This window comes from Pseudomonas sp. Z5-35 (assembly GCF_051131945.1).
Lineage (GTDB): Bacteria > Pseudomonadota > Gammaproteobacteria > Pseudomonadales > Pseudomonadaceae > Aquipseudomonas > Aquipseudomonas marvdashtae.
The window spans coordinates 2,433,937-2,449,090 of sequence record NZ_CP071640.1; the positions used below are offsets into that span (position 1 = coordinate 2,433,937).

At 60.1% G+C, this 15,154-nt stretch carries 14 protein-coding genes; 3 read left to right on the forward strand and 11 right to left on the reverse strand.

Annotated elements, in window-relative coordinates:
• Nucleotides 1–7: 7 nt before the first annotated feature.
• From J3P95_RS11445 to J3P95_RS11455, 3 genes are all read right to left on the reverse strand, one after another.
• Nucleotides 8–1,396, reverse strand: a complete 1,389-nt coding sequence (locus J3P95_RS11445) for a tripartite tricarboxylate transporter permease (RefSeq protein ID WP_434563151.1) — start codon at nucleotides 1,394–1,396, stop codon at nucleotides 8–10.
• Nucleotides 1,393–1,866: a hypothetical protein gene (locus tag J3P95_RS11450; RefSeq protein ID WP_434577221.1), complete on the reverse strand. Its 474-nt coding sequence runs from the start codon at nucleotides 1,864–1,866 to the stop codon at nucleotides 1,393–1,395. Before J3P95_RS11450 ends, J3P95_RS11445 begins: the two co-directional genes overlap by 4 nt.
• 88 nt (nucleotides 1,867–1,954) lie before the next feature.
• Nucleotides 1,955–3,244 (reverse strand): hydroxymethylglutaryl-CoA reductase, degradative, encoded by a 1,290-nt coding sequence (locus tag J3P95_RS11455; protein WP_434577219.1) that lies wholly within the window; start codon nucleotides 3,242–3,244, stop codon nucleotides 1,955–1,957.
• Between the two features lie 137 nt (nucleotides 3,245–3,381).
• Here J3P95_RS11455 and J3P95_RS11460 point away from each other — a divergent pair, with 137 nt between their 5' ends.
• Nucleotides 3,382–4,758, forward strand: coding sequence for a PLP-dependent aminotransferase family protein (locus tag J3P95_RS11460; RefSeq protein ID WP_434577217.1), 1,377 nt, complete (start codon nucleotides 3,382–3,384; stop codon nucleotides 4,756–4,758).
• Nucleotides 4,759–4,874: 116 nt separating this feature from the next.
• Here the strand turns inward: J3P95_RS11460 and J3P95_RS11465 are convergent, their stop codons facing one another.
• From J3P95_RS11465 to J3P95_RS11475, 3 genes are all read right to left on the reverse strand, one after another.
• Nucleotides 4,875–5,807, reverse strand: coding sequence for a helix-turn-helix domain-containing protein (locus tag J3P95_RS11465; RefSeq protein ID WP_434577215.1), 933 nt, complete (start codon nucleotides 5,805–5,807; stop codon nucleotides 4,875–4,877).
• Complete coding sequence (locus J3P95_RS11470) at nucleotides 5,794–6,729, reverse strand: LysR family transcriptional regulator (RefSeq protein WP_434577213.1); 936 nt, start codon at nucleotides 6,727–6,729, stop codon at nucleotides 5,794–5,796. The genes J3P95_RS11465 and J3P95_RS11470 overlap by 14 nt, the downstream gene beginning before the upstream one ends.
• Nucleotides 6,730–6,856: 127 nt before the next feature.
• Nucleotides 6,857–7,963, reverse strand: coding sequence for an NAD(P)/FAD-dependent oxidoreductase (locus tag J3P95_RS11475; protein WP_434577211.1), 1,107 nt, complete (start codon nucleotides 7,961–7,963; stop codon nucleotides 6,857–6,859).
• Between the two features lie 179 nt (nucleotides 7,964–8,142).
• Between J3P95_RS11475 and J3P95_RS11480 the strand changes: the two genes are divergently transcribed.
• A complete protein-coding gene (locus tag J3P95_RS11480; RefSeq protein WP_434577209.1) occupies nucleotides 8,143–8,568 on the forward strand; it encodes a VOC family protein in 426 nt (141 codons plus the stop codon).
• 48 nt (nucleotides 8,569–8,616) lie between these two features.
• Here the strand turns inward: J3P95_RS11480 and J3P95_RS11485 are convergent, their stop codons facing one another.
• The 5 genes from J3P95_RS11485 to J3P95_RS11505 form a co-directional block, all read right to left on the reverse strand.
• Nucleotides 8,617–9,492 (reverse strand): LysR family transcriptional regulator, encoded by an 876-nt coding sequence (locus tag J3P95_RS11485; RefSeq protein ID WP_434577208.1) that lies wholly within the window; start codon nucleotides 9,490–9,492, stop codon nucleotides 8,617–8,619.
• Between the two features lie 145 nt (nucleotides 9,493–9,637).
• Nucleotides 9,638–10,360, reverse strand: a complete 723-nt coding sequence (locus J3P95_RS11490; protein ID WP_434563173.1) for an anti-sigma factor — start codon at nucleotides 10,358–10,360, stop codon at nucleotides 9,638–9,640.
• Nucleotides 10,357–10,911: a sigma-70 family RNA polymerase sigma factor gene (locus J3P95_RS11495; protein WP_434577205.1), complete on the reverse strand. Its 555-nt coding sequence runs from the start codon at nucleotides 10,909–10,911 to the stop codon at nucleotides 10,357–10,359. Before J3P95_RS11495 ends, J3P95_RS11490 begins: the two co-directional genes overlap by 4 nt.
• A 110-nt stretch (nucleotides 10,912–11,021) precedes the next feature.
• The gene (locus J3P95_RS11500; RefSeq protein ID WP_434563177.1) at nucleotides 11,022–11,564 is read right to left on the reverse strand and encodes a DUF3455 domain-containing protein; all 543 of its coding nucleotides are present in this window, start codon (nucleotides 11,562–11,564) and stop codon (nucleotides 11,022–11,024) included.
• Nucleotides 11,565–11,747: 183 nt separating this feature from the next.
• Complete coding sequence (locus J3P95_RS11505; RefSeq protein ID WP_434577203.1) at nucleotides 11,748–12,644, reverse strand: alpha/beta fold hydrolase; 897 nt, start codon at nucleotides 12,642–12,644, stop codon at nucleotides 11,748–11,750.
• Between the two features lie 319 nt (nucleotides 12,645–12,963).
• Between J3P95_RS11505 and J3P95_RS11510 the strand changes: the two genes are divergently transcribed.
• Nucleotides 12,964–15,141 (forward strand): PQQ-dependent dehydrogenase, methanol/ethanol family, encoded by a 2,178-nt coding sequence (locus J3P95_RS11510; RefSeq protein WP_434577201.1) that lies wholly within the window; start codon nucleotides 12,964–12,966, stop codon nucleotides 15,139–15,141.
• The last annotated feature ends 13 nt before the right edge of the window (nucleotides 15,142–15,154 follow it).

The following is a 15,154-nucleotide window of genomic DNA, read 5'->3' on the forward strand; positions in this document are numbered from 1 at the left end:
CCGGGAGTCAGGCGCGCATCAGGGCAACGAGTGCAGGGACAGTGAGTACGGCGGTGTAATAGCCCATGAACTGCACGCCGATGTTGAACCCCAGGAAGCGTGAAAGAAATCCGCCCAGCAGCCCGATGGTAATGATGACCAGCAACCCCAAGAGGCCGCCTTCCCAGATACCAATCACCAGGATCAGGCCAACGAACGTCGAGATCACCGCTTCGTGGCTGATTTTGCGCGACACGTAGGAGGCCGCTCTGTGCGCGTAATTCATGGTGAAGGGGTAAGCAATCAGGATGGCAACGACGACTGCCAACATGCCGTATCCCAGGAACTCCCAAGTGCTCAGCAGTGAGTGCAAGTTGTGCACCTGACCGGTCGCTGTGTCGACGCTAAAGCGCGGGGGCGCATTGAAGAGTGGCGCTGCCGGGCCCGCTGCAACAGGGCTCAGAGGCAGACCAAAAGCGATCAGCGGGATCAATGCTTCAGCGATGTAGGTCGATTCGGTGACCCCGTTTCGCGCGGTTATGACGGTGGTCATGCGGTGGTAGACGTGCTTGACCCTGGAACCGACCACTTCGCCCATGATGACGGTCATGGCAACCGGGCTGAACACGAAGGTGGCGCTGGAGACCACGGCTGTGACGGCGGTCCACAGGCTTTGTTTGCGGTCCAACACCCTGAGCGGATTTGGAAAAAAACCGCCCCAGCTTTTTACGTCGGGCGATAGGGAAAAAGTGCGCACCTCTTGGCGTCGCATGGTCGCTCGCTCGGCAGGTGCGAGCATGCAGAACAGCGCGGCGATCAGCGGACCGATGGCAATGCCGAGGAAGTAACTGACACTGAGCTTGACCCCATACTGCCCGGTGACGCTTTGCAGGCCGACGATCACCATGACGAAGGGGATCAGCGTCAACACAGCCGCCAGGCGGCCTTTGGAGAACCATGCAATGGCAATCGCCGCCGCCAGGAACACCCAAGGTGCCGCGCGCTTGATCATGTCACCGAACGGCGCGAGCATCACGGCGAACAGCACGGCCATCGGCACAGCGATCAACGCAGCAATGACCGCTCCCGAGATCATCTTGCGCAGCGCAATGTGGGGCACGCCCAGGTTGCGCAGGAAGTTGGCTTCGCGCATCAGTGGCGTTGCCATGGTGTCGCCCGGAATACCCAACAGGGCCGTCGGTACGGCGTGGGTCATGTGTTTGGCCACGGCGCCTGCCAGGAAGAATGTCAGCACCCCTGCGGCAGGCACGCCCAGCAGAACGACAAGTAAAGTCAGCGGGGCGAGCGTAGTGGTTTCATCGCTACCTGAAATGAGCCCGATCCCGGCGAACACAATGGCGCCCAGGATACCCATGCCCAACGCTATCAGGACCTGATCCAGCAACGGTTCGATCATGACCGACCCCCATTGATGCTCACCGTGCTGACAGTGGCTGCGGGGGCATCGAAGCTTTCCGAAGAGGCCTGAAGACCTTTCTCGTAGTCAGCGAACAGATCATAAAGATCCAACTCACGTAGCTCCGCCAGCGTGGCGGGTGGCAGGTCGCTCAGGCGGCCAAGGGGGCCGTATTCATTCTGCAACTCGAGCAGGATCTTTGAACGCCATGCCGGATCTGCCACAAGCTCTACGACATGACGCTTGGGTTTGAACAGCGCGGCACTGATGGCTCCGCCTGCCAGACAACCGACAATCCCCACCAGCATCGCGTACGCGCGGGCCATCTGCGCGGACGCTACCCAGCCGACAAGCAGGTGCTGCGCCAAGAAGAAAGCGCCCAGGCTGACGACTGCGCCGATGCCCATGGAGTACAGCAGGTGGCGACCGTCTACCGTGTCGCCCCATACTTCAAACAATTCGGCTTTCATAAAGGTTCTCCCATCGCCCCTGCGGGCTTTTATTGTTATGAACGTGAAGAGAGATGTGACTTGGTTCGTTTCTACGAGACGGTCCTGATCATGACTGTGCACGCATTTGCTTGAGCAGTTCAGCCGCTTTGTCTGAGCGCACGTCACCAGCCTCGACCATTTGCTTGACTAGCCAGTTGATCTCTTCACCTCTGGCGCCAGCGGAAAGGGCAATGTTGCGCGCGTGCAACGCCATGTGACCGCGTTGGATTCCTTCAGTCGACAGTGCGCGCAGCGCGCCCAGGTTTTGTGCCAGGCCGACGGCCACAGCGATTTCGGCGAGTTCCTGCGCGGTCTTCACACCGAGGATGCGCAGCGACAATTGTGCCAGTGGGTGAGTCTTGGTGGCACCGCCGACCAGGCCGACAGGCATGGGCATTTCCAGGGTGCCGACGAGATGCCCTTTGGCATCTTTTTCCCAGGTGGTCAGCGAACCGTAATGGCCGTTGCGGCAGGCATAGGCGTGTGCACCCGCTTCGACCGCGCGCCAGTCGTTGCCCGTGGCGACGATCAGCGGGTCGATGCCGTTCATGATCCCCTTGTTGTGAGTGGCTGCCCGATAAGGATCGACGACGGCGAAGTTGTAGGCATCGAGAATCCCTTCGATAACGTCCTCGCCTTTGAAGGCTGAAGTTGCAAGCAGCCCAGGCGCAATGCGGATCTGGGCTCGGGCAAGACGCAGGTCGGCCAGGTTGGACAAAATCCGCAGTCGAACCGTGCCGCCGGTTATTGCTTCCATCAGCGGCGCCACCGCTTCAGCCATTGTGTTCACGGTATTGGCACCCATGGCGTCGCGCACGTCGACGATGAGGTGGGCAACCAGCATCGGCCCACGAGGGCTCTGGGCGAAGGTGTGCACTTCGATGTCGCGGCAACCACCGCCCAGCGTGTTCAGCAGTTGGTCCTTGCGGTTCGCCAGTTCGATGATTTCGTCTTTGCGGCGCAAGAGACTCAGGCGGGCATTGAACGGATCTTCGATGTCGACAATCTGTACCTGGGCGCGCATCAGCGGCAGGGAGCTGGACGTCTGGAAACCACCGGCCTCGCGCGCCAGCTTGGCCATGAATGAGGCAGCCGCGACGACCGAAGGCTCCTCGACCACCAGCGGCACGATGACGTCGCGACCATTGATCTGGAAGTTGCTCGCGACGGCGTAGGGTAATTCGAATTTGCCGATGACGTTCTCGATCATGCCGTCGGCTATTTCCAGGGGCAGGGCGCCGGCATCGCGTAGCAGGGCAATATCGGCTTCTGGCAGCTCGAGCAGCTCTTGCAAGTGACCCAGGCGTTCGGCGGGCGACATGCTGCGGAACATGGGGAGGCGGGAGTCGATACTCATTTGGCGAGTCCTGATGCAGTTATTGTTGTTGAATGGTTGTCACCCTATGCGCATGTGTCTTGGCGAAAAAGGTACAGTTTGGACAGACAGTACCTAAGCTGTACCCTCTGCGATTCATTCACTCAGGATTCCTTTCGATGTCACGGCTGACACTTGCCCAGCAACTGGCGGCGTCATTGGTCGAGCAAATCGGCAATGGCACCTACCGAGTCGGTGACCGCTTGCCATCACTGCGCGAATGCATGCGCTTGTTTGGCCATTCGAAAAATACCGTGATCAACGCTTATGAATCGCTGGCCTCGCAAGGGCTTGTCGAAGCGCGCCATGGGCAGGGCTTCTTCGTCAAACAAGGCGCACCGAGCAACAACGAACCCGAAGAGCCACTGCCGTTCACCCGGGCGATGGACACCATCTGGCTCATGCGCCAGCAATTTGTCCGTGAGCCCAGCCAATCGCCACTCGGCGAGGGTTTTCCGCCCGTCGAGTGGCTGATGGATTTGCGGCTGGACAAGTTCACCCGGCAGATCATGCGCATCGGGGTCACGACACTTTTTCGCTACGGGAATCGGCTAGGGAATGCCGCTCTTCGCCAACACCTGGTGCAAAAACTCGCGACCTATTCAATTGCTGCCAGCCCACGCCAGATCGTCACCACCCATGGGGCGAACCACGCATTGGATCTGATCATTCGCCGTTTTGTCGCCCCGGGGGATTACGTGTTGGTCGAGGATCCCGGCTATTACCCGCTGTTCGGCAAGTTGCAATTGCAAGGAGCGCTGATGCTGTCCGTCCCAAGATTGGCGGATGGGCCGGACATGGAGGTGCTGGAACAGCATCTGCTTGTGCATAAGCCAAAATTGTTTTTCATGCAGTCGGTCGGGCACAACCCGACGGGCTCCGATATCTCACCCGGCAAAGCCCATCGGTTGGTTCAGTTAGCGCAAGCGCACAACTTCATCCTGGTGGACGACGACGCGTTGGCGGATTTCAAACCGGCATCGGCCATCAAGGTGTCTGCGCTGGACCAGTTGAGCCGCTCGCTGTACGTGGGCAGCTTTTCCAAATCGGTCTCTGCGGCTTTAAGGGTTGGGTTTATCGCCGGCAATAAAGATGTCATCGATGAACTGGGCGACCTGAAAATGCTGCTGCATACCAGCACATCGGAGCTTTGTGAGCGAACCGTGGACGCGATTCTGATGGAGGGGCATTTCCTGCGACATCTGATCCGTCTGCAAGAACGGCTGAAGACCGCTACCACGCAAGGGTTGCAGATTCTGGACGAAATAGGCGCCGAGGTATTTGTTCGTCCTGAGCAAAGTCTGTATCTGTGGGTCAGGTTTGCTCACATCGACGATGCCAGGGAGCTGACGCGACAGCTGCTTCCAAAGGGTTTCATGATCGCCCCTGGACACATTTTTTCACCGGAGCAATCGCGTATCAATCCATGGACGAGATTGAATGTTGCGTATCTGAATGATCCGTTGTTCAAAGCTGTCTTGAGCTTTCGGCCATAGGCGGTCCCAAGTCTTTTCACCTCGTCAGATCCAGATATGAGACTTTGCACAGCTATTCGATTTTATCGAACATGAGCTTCTAAATCAGACGTCACGCCGGGTGTCGAGGTGGCTGGTCATGCCTGGCGATAGGCGCTGGGCGTGACGCCCACTTCACGGCGGAACACCTGGGAAAAATGGCTTGGGCTCGAATAACCGACTTCAAGGCCTATATCGATGATGCTGCGGTCCGTCTCGAGCAGCAGGTGCCGAGCGCGGCTCATGCGCAGGCGGATAAAGTACTGCGAAGGCGAAAGGCCCGTGGCACGCTTGAACATCCGGCTGAAGTGGTACTCGCTCAGGTCTGCAATCTCGGCCAGATATGCAAGGCTGAAGTCGTTATCCAAGTGGTGATTCATCGCGTCGTCGACCCGGCGCAGCTTGTACGCCTGGAGCGCGTTGCTGCGCCGGTTTCCATTGTGCCCATGGAGATAGCGGCGTACCAGGTGAACAGCCAGCGCCTGGGCCAAGCCGTGGGCAAACAATGGACTGGGCTGGCGCTCGTCGATGAGCTCGCCGCGCAGTTGATCCATCATGAAGCTCACCCGCTCATCCCGGTCGCCGGAAATATCGAGGAAAGTGACGGGGCCAGCCTGCTCACCCAGGACTTCGCGCGCGGCCTGATCGATCAATGACAAACCGAGGTACAGGTGCATGACCGTGAAGGTGTCGCAGCCTTGTGTTTGCCAGCGCATTTCGTAAGGTTCGTCGGTATTGGTGAGATAAAAATCACCGGCGCGGACGTCGACGGCTTCCCATTCACCCCCCAAGTGCCGTTCCTCGACCCGGGCGGCGCCCGCCAGAACCAATACCAGCAGAGGTTCGGCCACGGCGGGTACCAGTATTGGCTCGGTAATCGAGTGGTGACTGAACAACTGCACCAGCACGTCCTGAACCTGCGGATGCGGCGGCATTATCTGCGGCTGGCCGGGCATGTAGTGCAGCATCGATTCGGCCGTGACGCGGTGATGGTCGTGAAGGGGCGGTGTATCCGGTTCAGTCTTGCGCATCCCATGCTCCGTCGGCAGCGCCCTGCGCCGCCTGTGCCTTGAATCGCTCGATCAGCCAATTGGCCGCGGGTCCTGGCGGGGTGTCGGTGCGGTAGATGATATCGAAGGTGTAGTCGCCGCCGGTGCAGTCTGGCAATTGGAGCTGCACCAGTCGTCCACTGGCCAGGTCTTCACGCACTCGATCGATTGGCATGTTGCCCCAGCCAATCCCTTCGCGCAGCAACATGTGCTTGGCCCCCAGATCCGCCAGGCGCCACGTGCGCGTGCCGACGACTGCGAACTCCTGGTCCTGGGTCAGGCTGGAGCGATCAGTGAGGACCAACTGCACGTGGGCGCGACCGGCACCCGGCGAATTGGGCGCCGATGCCGCCAGCGGATGGTCGGGAGCCGCGACCGGGATCAGCGCCACGCTGCCCGCGCCGATGCGCTCGATCCCGTCAATGCTGTTGGTCAGTGGGCCGCTCACACCCAGCGTCGCTCCGCGATCGAGCACCCGTTGCGCCACGGCGCCGAGGGCTTCCATGTGCAGGTGCAACGATACGGTCGGGAATTGCTCGCGAAAGGCCTTGAGCGCGTCGACCACACGTTCGCCGGGCAACATGACATCGAGCACCAGATGCACCTCGGCTTCCAGGCCGTGCAGTAGCCCGCGGACCTTGGCCCGCAAACCGTCTATTCCATTGTAGATAGTGCGCGCTTCAGCCAGGACGGTGCGTCCGGCGTCGGTCAACTGCGGTTTGCGGGTGGTCTTGCGATCGAACAGGGTGACGCCCAGCTGCATTTCCAGGTTGGCGATCGAGTAACTCACCACCGATGTGGCGCGATGCAGTTTACGCGCCGCGCCGGCGAAACTGCCGACATCGACCACGGTGAGAAACACTCGTAGCTGATCGAGGGTAGGGGTGCCCGGGTCCGAAATCATCACTCATCTCTTCAACGTTTCGACGCATATTATCCGCGTTCCGCTGATAAGCCAGCGCAGGAACGCTGTCCGCCGCCTGATTCTGCTGTGTTCTTAATGCCCTTGATGGTAGTCACGTAGCGCCGCTTCAACGCTCAATCAGCTCACGTACATGCTTGGCAATGGCCAGGCACGACGTCAGCCCGGGGGACTCGATGCCGAATAAGTTGATCAGCCCCGCAACGCCATGCTCGCGCGGACTGCTGATCAGGAAATCGCAGGCAGGCTCGCCAGGCGCCGAGATCTTCGGGCGAATCCCGCTATAGCCAGGTTGCAGGCTGCCGTCCGGCAAGCCCGGCCAGTAATCGCGAATGGCTGGATAGAAGCCGTCTGCGCGAGCCGGATCGACCTGATAATCCTCGGTTTCGATCCATTCGGTGTCCGGGCCGAAGCGTGCCTGCCCGCCCAGATCGATAGTCATGTGCACCCCGAGGCCATCGGCTTCCGGTGCCGGGTAGATCAGGTGCGTGAAGGGCACAGGCTTTGACACGCTGAAGTAACTGCCCTTGCACAAGTAGTCACGTGGCACCGCGTCGGGCGCCAATCCAGCGATGCGCCGGGCTAATGCCGGGGCCTGCAGGCCCGCCGCATTGATCAGTCGGCGACAGGCGAGCGCCATGGGGGCCTCCCCACCGACGTCAAGGAGAAAACCATCGGCGGTCACTTTCGCGGCGAGTAATGGGGCATGGAACGCGATGCAGGTGCCGGCTGCCTCGCAATCCCCTTGCAACGCCAACATCAGCGCATGGGAATCAACGATGCCAGTCGAGGGTGAATACAACGCAGCAATGCATTGAAGGGCCGGTTCCAAAGCGGTGGCCTGATGACGATCAAGCAGGCGCAGATCATCCACACCGTTCTCACGCCCTCGCTGGAGCAATACCTGGAGCTGGCCTACTTGCGCGTCAGTGTTGGCGACGATCAGTTTTCCCGTTCGACGCGTAATGACTCCGTGGCCGTCGCAATAGGCGTAGAGCGCATGCCTGCCCTCGACGCAGAGTCGGGCTTTCAAACTCCCGGGGGGGTAATAGATCCCCGCATGGATGACCTCCGAGTTACGCGAGCTTGTGCCCATACCGATGGCTCCTGCGGCTTCGATCACCAGCACTTCGTTGCCGGCCCGGGCCATTTCGCGCGCGACAGCAAGCCCTACCACGCCCGCACCCACCACCACGCAATCGATGTCGACACTCACGTCACAGCTCCTTTGAATGCTTACGCACTTGAGCACAAATAAAAATTGTGTTTTTGAGAAATTTATATTGATTTTTTTCAGATTGGTGCGGCTTTAGCATAAATCACCTACACAAAACCTTGGGCAACGCGTGCGATGCCCAATCTCACGAACCCATGAATAGCTGTATCGGAGTCCTGATGAGTCTTTCTCCTTTCCATCTCGCAATCCCGGTTTATGACCTCGCTGCAGCTCGCACCTTCTACGCAGAGGTCTTTGGCCTTTGCGAGGGGCGTTCCAGCAGCCAATGGGTCGATTTCGACTTCTACGGTCATCAATTGGTGATCCACGAACACCCGAAGACCGCTTCTCAAGAGAGCGTCCACAGTAACCCGGTGGATGGTCACGACGTACCGGTTCCGCATTTCGGGATTGTCCTTGAGTGGGCGCAATGGGAGGCCCTGGCTGAGCGTCTCAGGTCCTTTGGTACCGAGTTTGTGATTGAGCCCTACATTCGATTCAAGGGGCAGGTCGGTGAACAAGCGACCATGTTCTTGTTCGACCCCTGCGGTAACGCGCTTGAGTTCAAGGCGTTCAAGGACATGAGTCAGCTCTTCGCGAAATAATACTGCCGATAGCGGGCTGCGCTTATCGTCTGGTTGCCGTGGGAGACGTCAAGGCTTCTTCAGACCCAGCTCGGTAATCAGTTGGACCAGCGCTTTTACCGGTTCGGTGAGGCTGCGGCGGGCACGGTGTACGAGGCCGATATCGCGGTGGAACGTGCGCTGTTTCAGGTCTACGGCGCGGACCTCTGCCGGCCATTCCTGAAGGGTGGCGGTTTCGGGCACCAGGGCCACGCCGACGCCGTTGGCCACCAGCTTGACGATCGCATCCAGCTCGTCAAGCTCGCACACTTCATGCAATACGACATGGGTTTGTCGCAGGAAACGGTCTACCTGCCGGCCGCCGAAAGAAGATCGGTCGTAACGAATGAATGGCTGGGTGGAAACCAGCTCCGACCAGTCATCGCCCGGCATATCGGCCGGGACAATGAGGCGATAGGGCTCACGTGTCAACGTTGTCCAGCGCAAGTCACTTTGAAGCGAGAAGGGCGGGCGGATGATCGCTGCCATGTCGATTTCGCCGGCATCCACCTGATTGACCAGGTCCATGGAAAGACCCGGAATGACACGTGTCCTGCATTGCGCAAATTGCTGATGAAAGTGAGCAAGCGCTTGCGGTAGGAATGAGCGTTGCACGGAGGCAATCGCCCCAATCGTTACCAGGACGCTGGTGGGCAGGCCGACGTTTGTCGTGCCCAGATTCTGGAACTGCCGGACCAGGTCCTGCCCTTGCAGCAACACCTGTTGCCCCATTCGGTTGAGCTGGGCTGACCGTCCTGTGCGGTCAAACAGCTCGACGCCGAGCTCCGCCTCAAGGCGTTGCATTTGCGCACTGACAGCGGCCTGGGTAAGCCCTATCTTGCTGCCGGCCGCGGCGAAGGTTCCCTCTCTCGCCACCGCAATGAATGTTTTCAGTTCTTTGATCATGCTCAAAGATTAATGATGTTGTCGTGGCAAATACATCTGTTTTTTTGTTGTCAGGAGGCTTGCAAGGTGAGTCAGCCGAAGCATCCCACGCTTGATCGCCGCCAGGCCGTCAGGCAAGCCGTCGATGCCGGCACCCAACAGACCATCAAAGCACCTTCACGGCGCGGCCGATGTATTGCACCGGTCCTGTAGGTTTCCCCGTGGGCGAGCCATTGGCACTTTCCAGCGTCAGTTCGAACAGTTGATGGGGTTCCAACGGCGGTAGCTTATCGAGCGGGACCGACAGCGTTTGTCCAGGCTGGACCAGGCCCAGGGATACCGGTGCCTGCCAGTCGTCCGCTTTCGTCCAGAATTGCAGCGCCTTATCGCTGGGGACGTGGGCCACTGCCAGCGGTATCAGCTGGATTTTCCTGGAGTCGGTCGCCTGGATGACCCAGCCTGGCGCCTGGTCTTGCGGCGCTACCAGCACCACGAGGTAACTGGTTGGGTTCACTGCAGTCGTGCGTGTCAGCAACAGCGTTCCGAGCAGCAGTGTCGCAACGATGCCGGCCCCGGCGAGCCCGCGCCATAACGGCAGAAAATTCCACCAGGACGTGGACCGTGCGGCAGCCGGCGCGCGCTGGTCATGATTGTTCAGGCTGTTCTGGATGCGCCTCCAGACACGCGGCTCAGGTGTTTGCGGTTCCGCCTGCTCGGTCAAGGCAACCAGACGCTGCTCCCAGGCATCGACGGCCGTGCGCAAGGCGGGTTCGTGCGCCAGGCGCTGTCGAACCTGCTCGCGCTGTTCGGCCGGCAACGTTCCCAGGACATATTCGCTCGCCAGTTCTTCGATGTTTTCGGGGGTATCACCCTCGGCACTCGTCGTCATCCCATGCACTCCCGCAATGCCACCAGGCTACGTTTGATCCACGCCTTGACGGTTCCCAGCGGTGCGCCCACTTTCTGCGATATTTCGGAATGAGAATAACCGTCCACGTACGCATGAAGGATGCAGTTGCGCCGGGCCGGCTCCAGTTGTTCGAGGCAGGTATAAATACGACCTGATCGGGCCTGGTAATCGAAGGTGTCGTTGTCCGGCCCTTCGACGGACGCCAGAGCGTCCAAGGCCATTTCGCTGTGCTCGTCGATCTGGATTTCCTTGGCGTTATCGCGCACCACATTGAGCGCCAGATGCCGGGTGATGCTGAATATCCAGCCACGGGCCGAGCCTCTGCGCGGATCGAAACTGGCGGCGCGGGTCCATATCTTGATAAAGACGTCATGGACGATGTCTTCCGCCAACGCGTTATGGCGCACGATTCGCTGGGCAACGCCCATCACGCGTGCGCTTTCCTGGTCGTACAGGACGCGCAGCGCCTTCTGGTCGCCTTGGGCGCATGCCGCAAGGCAGGCTTCATAGTCAAAGTAGGGTTCGGGCAAGGACACGTTTCCAGCCATTGGCAGCGACATGACCCCAAGCCCGCAGGCCAGGGGGTTTCATGGGAGTAGAGTAGCCGACTTTGCCCTGAGCAGTGGCCGTCGATCGTGGTCTATTGGGCAGCCCAGAATATATAGTCAGCCTGATACTTCACCACTTCGCGCTTGCCTTTGTTGGCGCTGGAGCATTCAGTCATCGGCGCTACGCCACCCTTGACGGCCAGCCGTTGGATGTAACTGACCCCGCTCATTGCGCCTTCGCCTTCGGCGGGGTTGGCCTTGACCAGCTGCAAGGGGAGGTCTTTGGGGCCGGCCGATGCTACTGCCAATTGTGTGCCGGTGATTTTGGAACCGTCGTTGGCTTGCCAGGTGGCGGGGGGGCCGAAATAAGTACCGATCGCCTTGCCGCTTCGATCGTTCAGTAGTGCTTTAGGGCCGATAAAAAACCATTCTGTCTGCCCTGCGGCATTGGCCTTGTCACGGCATTCGTAAGTGATTTCGCCGACTCCCGCGGTTTCGAGCGCGATCTTATGCCCGGCCGGAACCTTGATATTTTCGGGCAAGCCCGCTTGCGCGTAAGCCGCAGGCATCGCGACGAACAAGCAGCCGGCAGTCAGTGCGGTGCTGACAATGCAGAACAATCGTTTAGCGTTCATACAAGCTTCTCCAGAGGATTTGATCAGCGCAGCGGCTTCAATGGCTGCTACATGTACTACCCTCTGGAAAGCGGATTGGATGCACCTGGTTGAGAAAAAAAGCTAATCGCTGGATCCGCTATGTCCTGTTGATGTTAATCGGGTCCTTGAGCGCCTGCCCGCAACCCGTTTGACCGCAGGAACTTACCTGACGCCGGGGACCGATGGGAGCAGGAATTCAAGCGCCTCGTCAACCAACAGCCCTGGCACCTGCTCTGCAATGTAATGCCCTGACGGCAACGCTTTTCCTCGCACGTCAGTCGCTACTTTTCGCCATTCGCCGAGCGGATCGAAGCAATGGCCCACGGCGCCGTCAGCCCCCCATAACGCAAGCAATGGCGTTGAAAGTTTCTTCCCGGCTTGCAGATCGCTCTTGTCATGCTCCAAATCGATACTGGCACTGGCTCGGTAATCTTCACACACACCATGGGCGGCGCCAGGAAGTGCCAGGCATCGCCGATATTCAGCGAACGCTGAGTCGGTAAAAGGCGCCATGCCAGCGCTGCGAGCGCCCATGACGCTACGCAGGTACAGCTCTGGATCAGTCTCGATGAGGGTCTCGGGAAATGGCGCGGGGCGAATCAGGAAGAACCAGTGCCAATAGGCTCGGGCGAAAGCTTCATTGGTCTGTTCGTACATCGCCAGCGTCGGAGCGATATCCAGGGTGATCAACCGCTTCACTGCATCGGGATGGTCCATCGCCATGCGAAAGGCCACCCGTGCACCTCTGTCGTGAGCCATTACGTCAAACTTTACGAATCCCAGTTCGCGCATGAGACCCAACCCGTCCAGGGCCATCTGCCGTTTGGAGTAGGTGAAGTGCTCGGCGTCGCTTGCCGGTTTGTCGCTATCGCCATAACCACGAAGATCCGCCGCGACCACGGTGAAATATTTCGCCAGGGGCTCGGCGACCTTGTGCCACATGACGTGAGTCTGCGGGTGCCCGTGAAGCAGTAGCAAGCCATGGCCGCTTCCACCTGTGCGGTAGTTGACGGTTATACCGTTGACTTGGCATCGGCCCGATTCAAATGAGGCAAACATCGCTTGGCGCTCCTTCTGATTGTTGCGCCTATTTTAGAGCGAGCGATCCTTCCTGCCAGGGCGCAGCGTGTGAGCGCTTTCTTCACGAATCGTGTGCAACCTCCATGGCCTCGGCATAACCGCGCGGTGGTGTGGCAGGCGTGGCACAGCTGTCGCGGCAAATGCGACAACTGTCGCATGTCGACGCAACCCGTAACCCGGCTTGAAAGCCCGGTAAAACGGGGTCTGCACCGATTCTTCAAACGGTGGCATGGGGGTTGCTCCTCTCCTGGTGCGCAGCGCAATGGCTTCGCTACTAATAAGAATCAGGAGTTCCCCCATGACACAGATTGGCCTCGCCGTGCCTGTTGCTTCTCGGAGCGCGCCCCTTCGTGTTCCGCTCAAGACGCTATTTGTCGTGCTGGCCCTTACCCTCAATGCCGCGCCGGGCTGGGCCCAGGACATGCCAGCGAATGTCGACGGCAAGCGCATCATCGCCGCCGATCAGGAGCCCGGTAACTGGATGAGCACCGGTCGCACCTACGACGAACAGCGCTACAGCCCCCTGAAGAAAATCAGCGACCAGAACGTCGGCCAGCTGGGGCTCGCCTGGAGCTACAAGCTCGATCTGGATCGGGGCGTCGAGGCCACGCCCATCGTGGTCGATGGTGTGATGTACACCACCGGTCCGTTCTCCGTGGTCTACGCACTGGATGCGCGCGACGGCAAACTGATCTGGAAGTACGACCCCAAGTCCGACCGCAACCGCGCCGGCGAGGCGTGCTGCGATGCGGTCAACCGTGGCGTCGCGGTCTGGAAGGGCAAGGTCTACGTGGGTGTGCTCGATGGTCGCCTGGAGGCCATTGATGCCAAGACCGGCCAGCGCGCCTGGTCGGTGGACACCCGGGCCGATCACACGCGCAGCTACACCATCACCGGTGCCCCTCGCGTGGTCAACGGCAAAGTGGTGATCGGCAACGGTGGTGCCGAGTTTGGCGTACGCGGTTATGTCACCGCCTACGACGCCGAAACCGGCAAGCAGGCCTGGCGTTTCTTCACGGTGCCGGGTGACCCCAAGCTGCCGCCGGAAGACAAGGCGATGGCCATCGCCGCCAAGACCTGGCATGGCGATGCCTACGTTGCCCAAGGCGGTGGCGGCACGGCCTGGGACTCCTTCGCGTTCGATCCGGATCTGAATCTGCTTTACATCGGCGTGGGCAATGGCTCGTTGTGGGACCCGAAATGGCGCAGCCAGGCCAAGGGCGACAACCTGTTCCTGTCCTCGATCGTCGCCGTCAACGCCGACACGGGCGAGTACGCCTGGCATTACCAGACCACGCCGGGAGACGCCTGGGACTACACCGCCACCCAGCACATGATCCTGGCGGAACTGCCGATCAACGGCAAACCGCGTAAGGTCCTGATGCAGGCGCCGAAGAATGGGTTCTTCTACGTGATCGACCGCGCCACGGGCGAGCTGCTGTCGGCCAAGGGCATCGTGCCGCAAAGCTGGACCAAGGGCATGGACATGAAGACCGGGCGGCCGATCGTCGATGACGAGAACGCCGCGTACTGGAAGGACGGCAAGCGCAAGTTGGTCACGCCCGCGTTCTGGGGCGCCCACGACTGGCAGCCGATGTCCTACAACCCGAACACCGGCCTGGTGTACATCCCGGCGCACATCATGTCCGCCTATTACGAACACATCCCCGAAGCGCCCAAGCGCAACCCGTTCAAGAGCATGTACCAACTGGGCCTGCGCACCGGGATGATGCCCGAGGACGCCGATGGGTTGCTGGAAATGGCCAAGGGCTGGTCGGGCAAACTCATCGCCTGGGACCCGGTCAAGCAGCAACCGGCCTGGGAAGTGCCCTACGTGACGATTTTCAACGGCGGCACCTTGAGCACCGCCGGCAACCTGGTGTTCGAGGGCAGCGCCGATGGCCGGGTGATCGCCTATGCCGCCGATACCGGCAAGAAACTCTGGGAGCAGCCAGCGGCCAGTGGCGTCATGGCCGCGCCGATGACCTACAGCGTGGACGGTGAGCAATACGTCACCTTCATGGCCGGTTGGGGCGGTGCCTTCTCGACGTTCGCCGGTGCCTTGTCCTTGCGCGCCGGGGTCCGGCCGTTTTCCCAGGTGTTGACCTACAAACTAGGCGGCACCGCCAAGCTCAACGAGCCGGCACCGCTTGCCGACACCCCGCAACCGCCGCCATTGACCGGTGACACCGCCGCGGTGGACGCCGGCGGCAAACTTTATGACGGCTATTGCTCGCAGTGCCACGGCATCCATGCGGTCAGCGGCGGCGTGTTGCCCGACCTGCGCAAGCTGACGCCGGAAAAACACCAGATGTTCCTCGGCATTCTCTTCGGTGGCCGAGTGCCCGACGGCATGCCGTCCTTTGCCGACGCCTTCACGCCGGAACAGGTGGAGCAGATCCATCAATACCTGATCAAGCGCGCCCACGACCTGCAGCAGGAAGGCGGCGTCTGGAAAACCTTCAGCGCCAAATGAACGCCCGCGACGC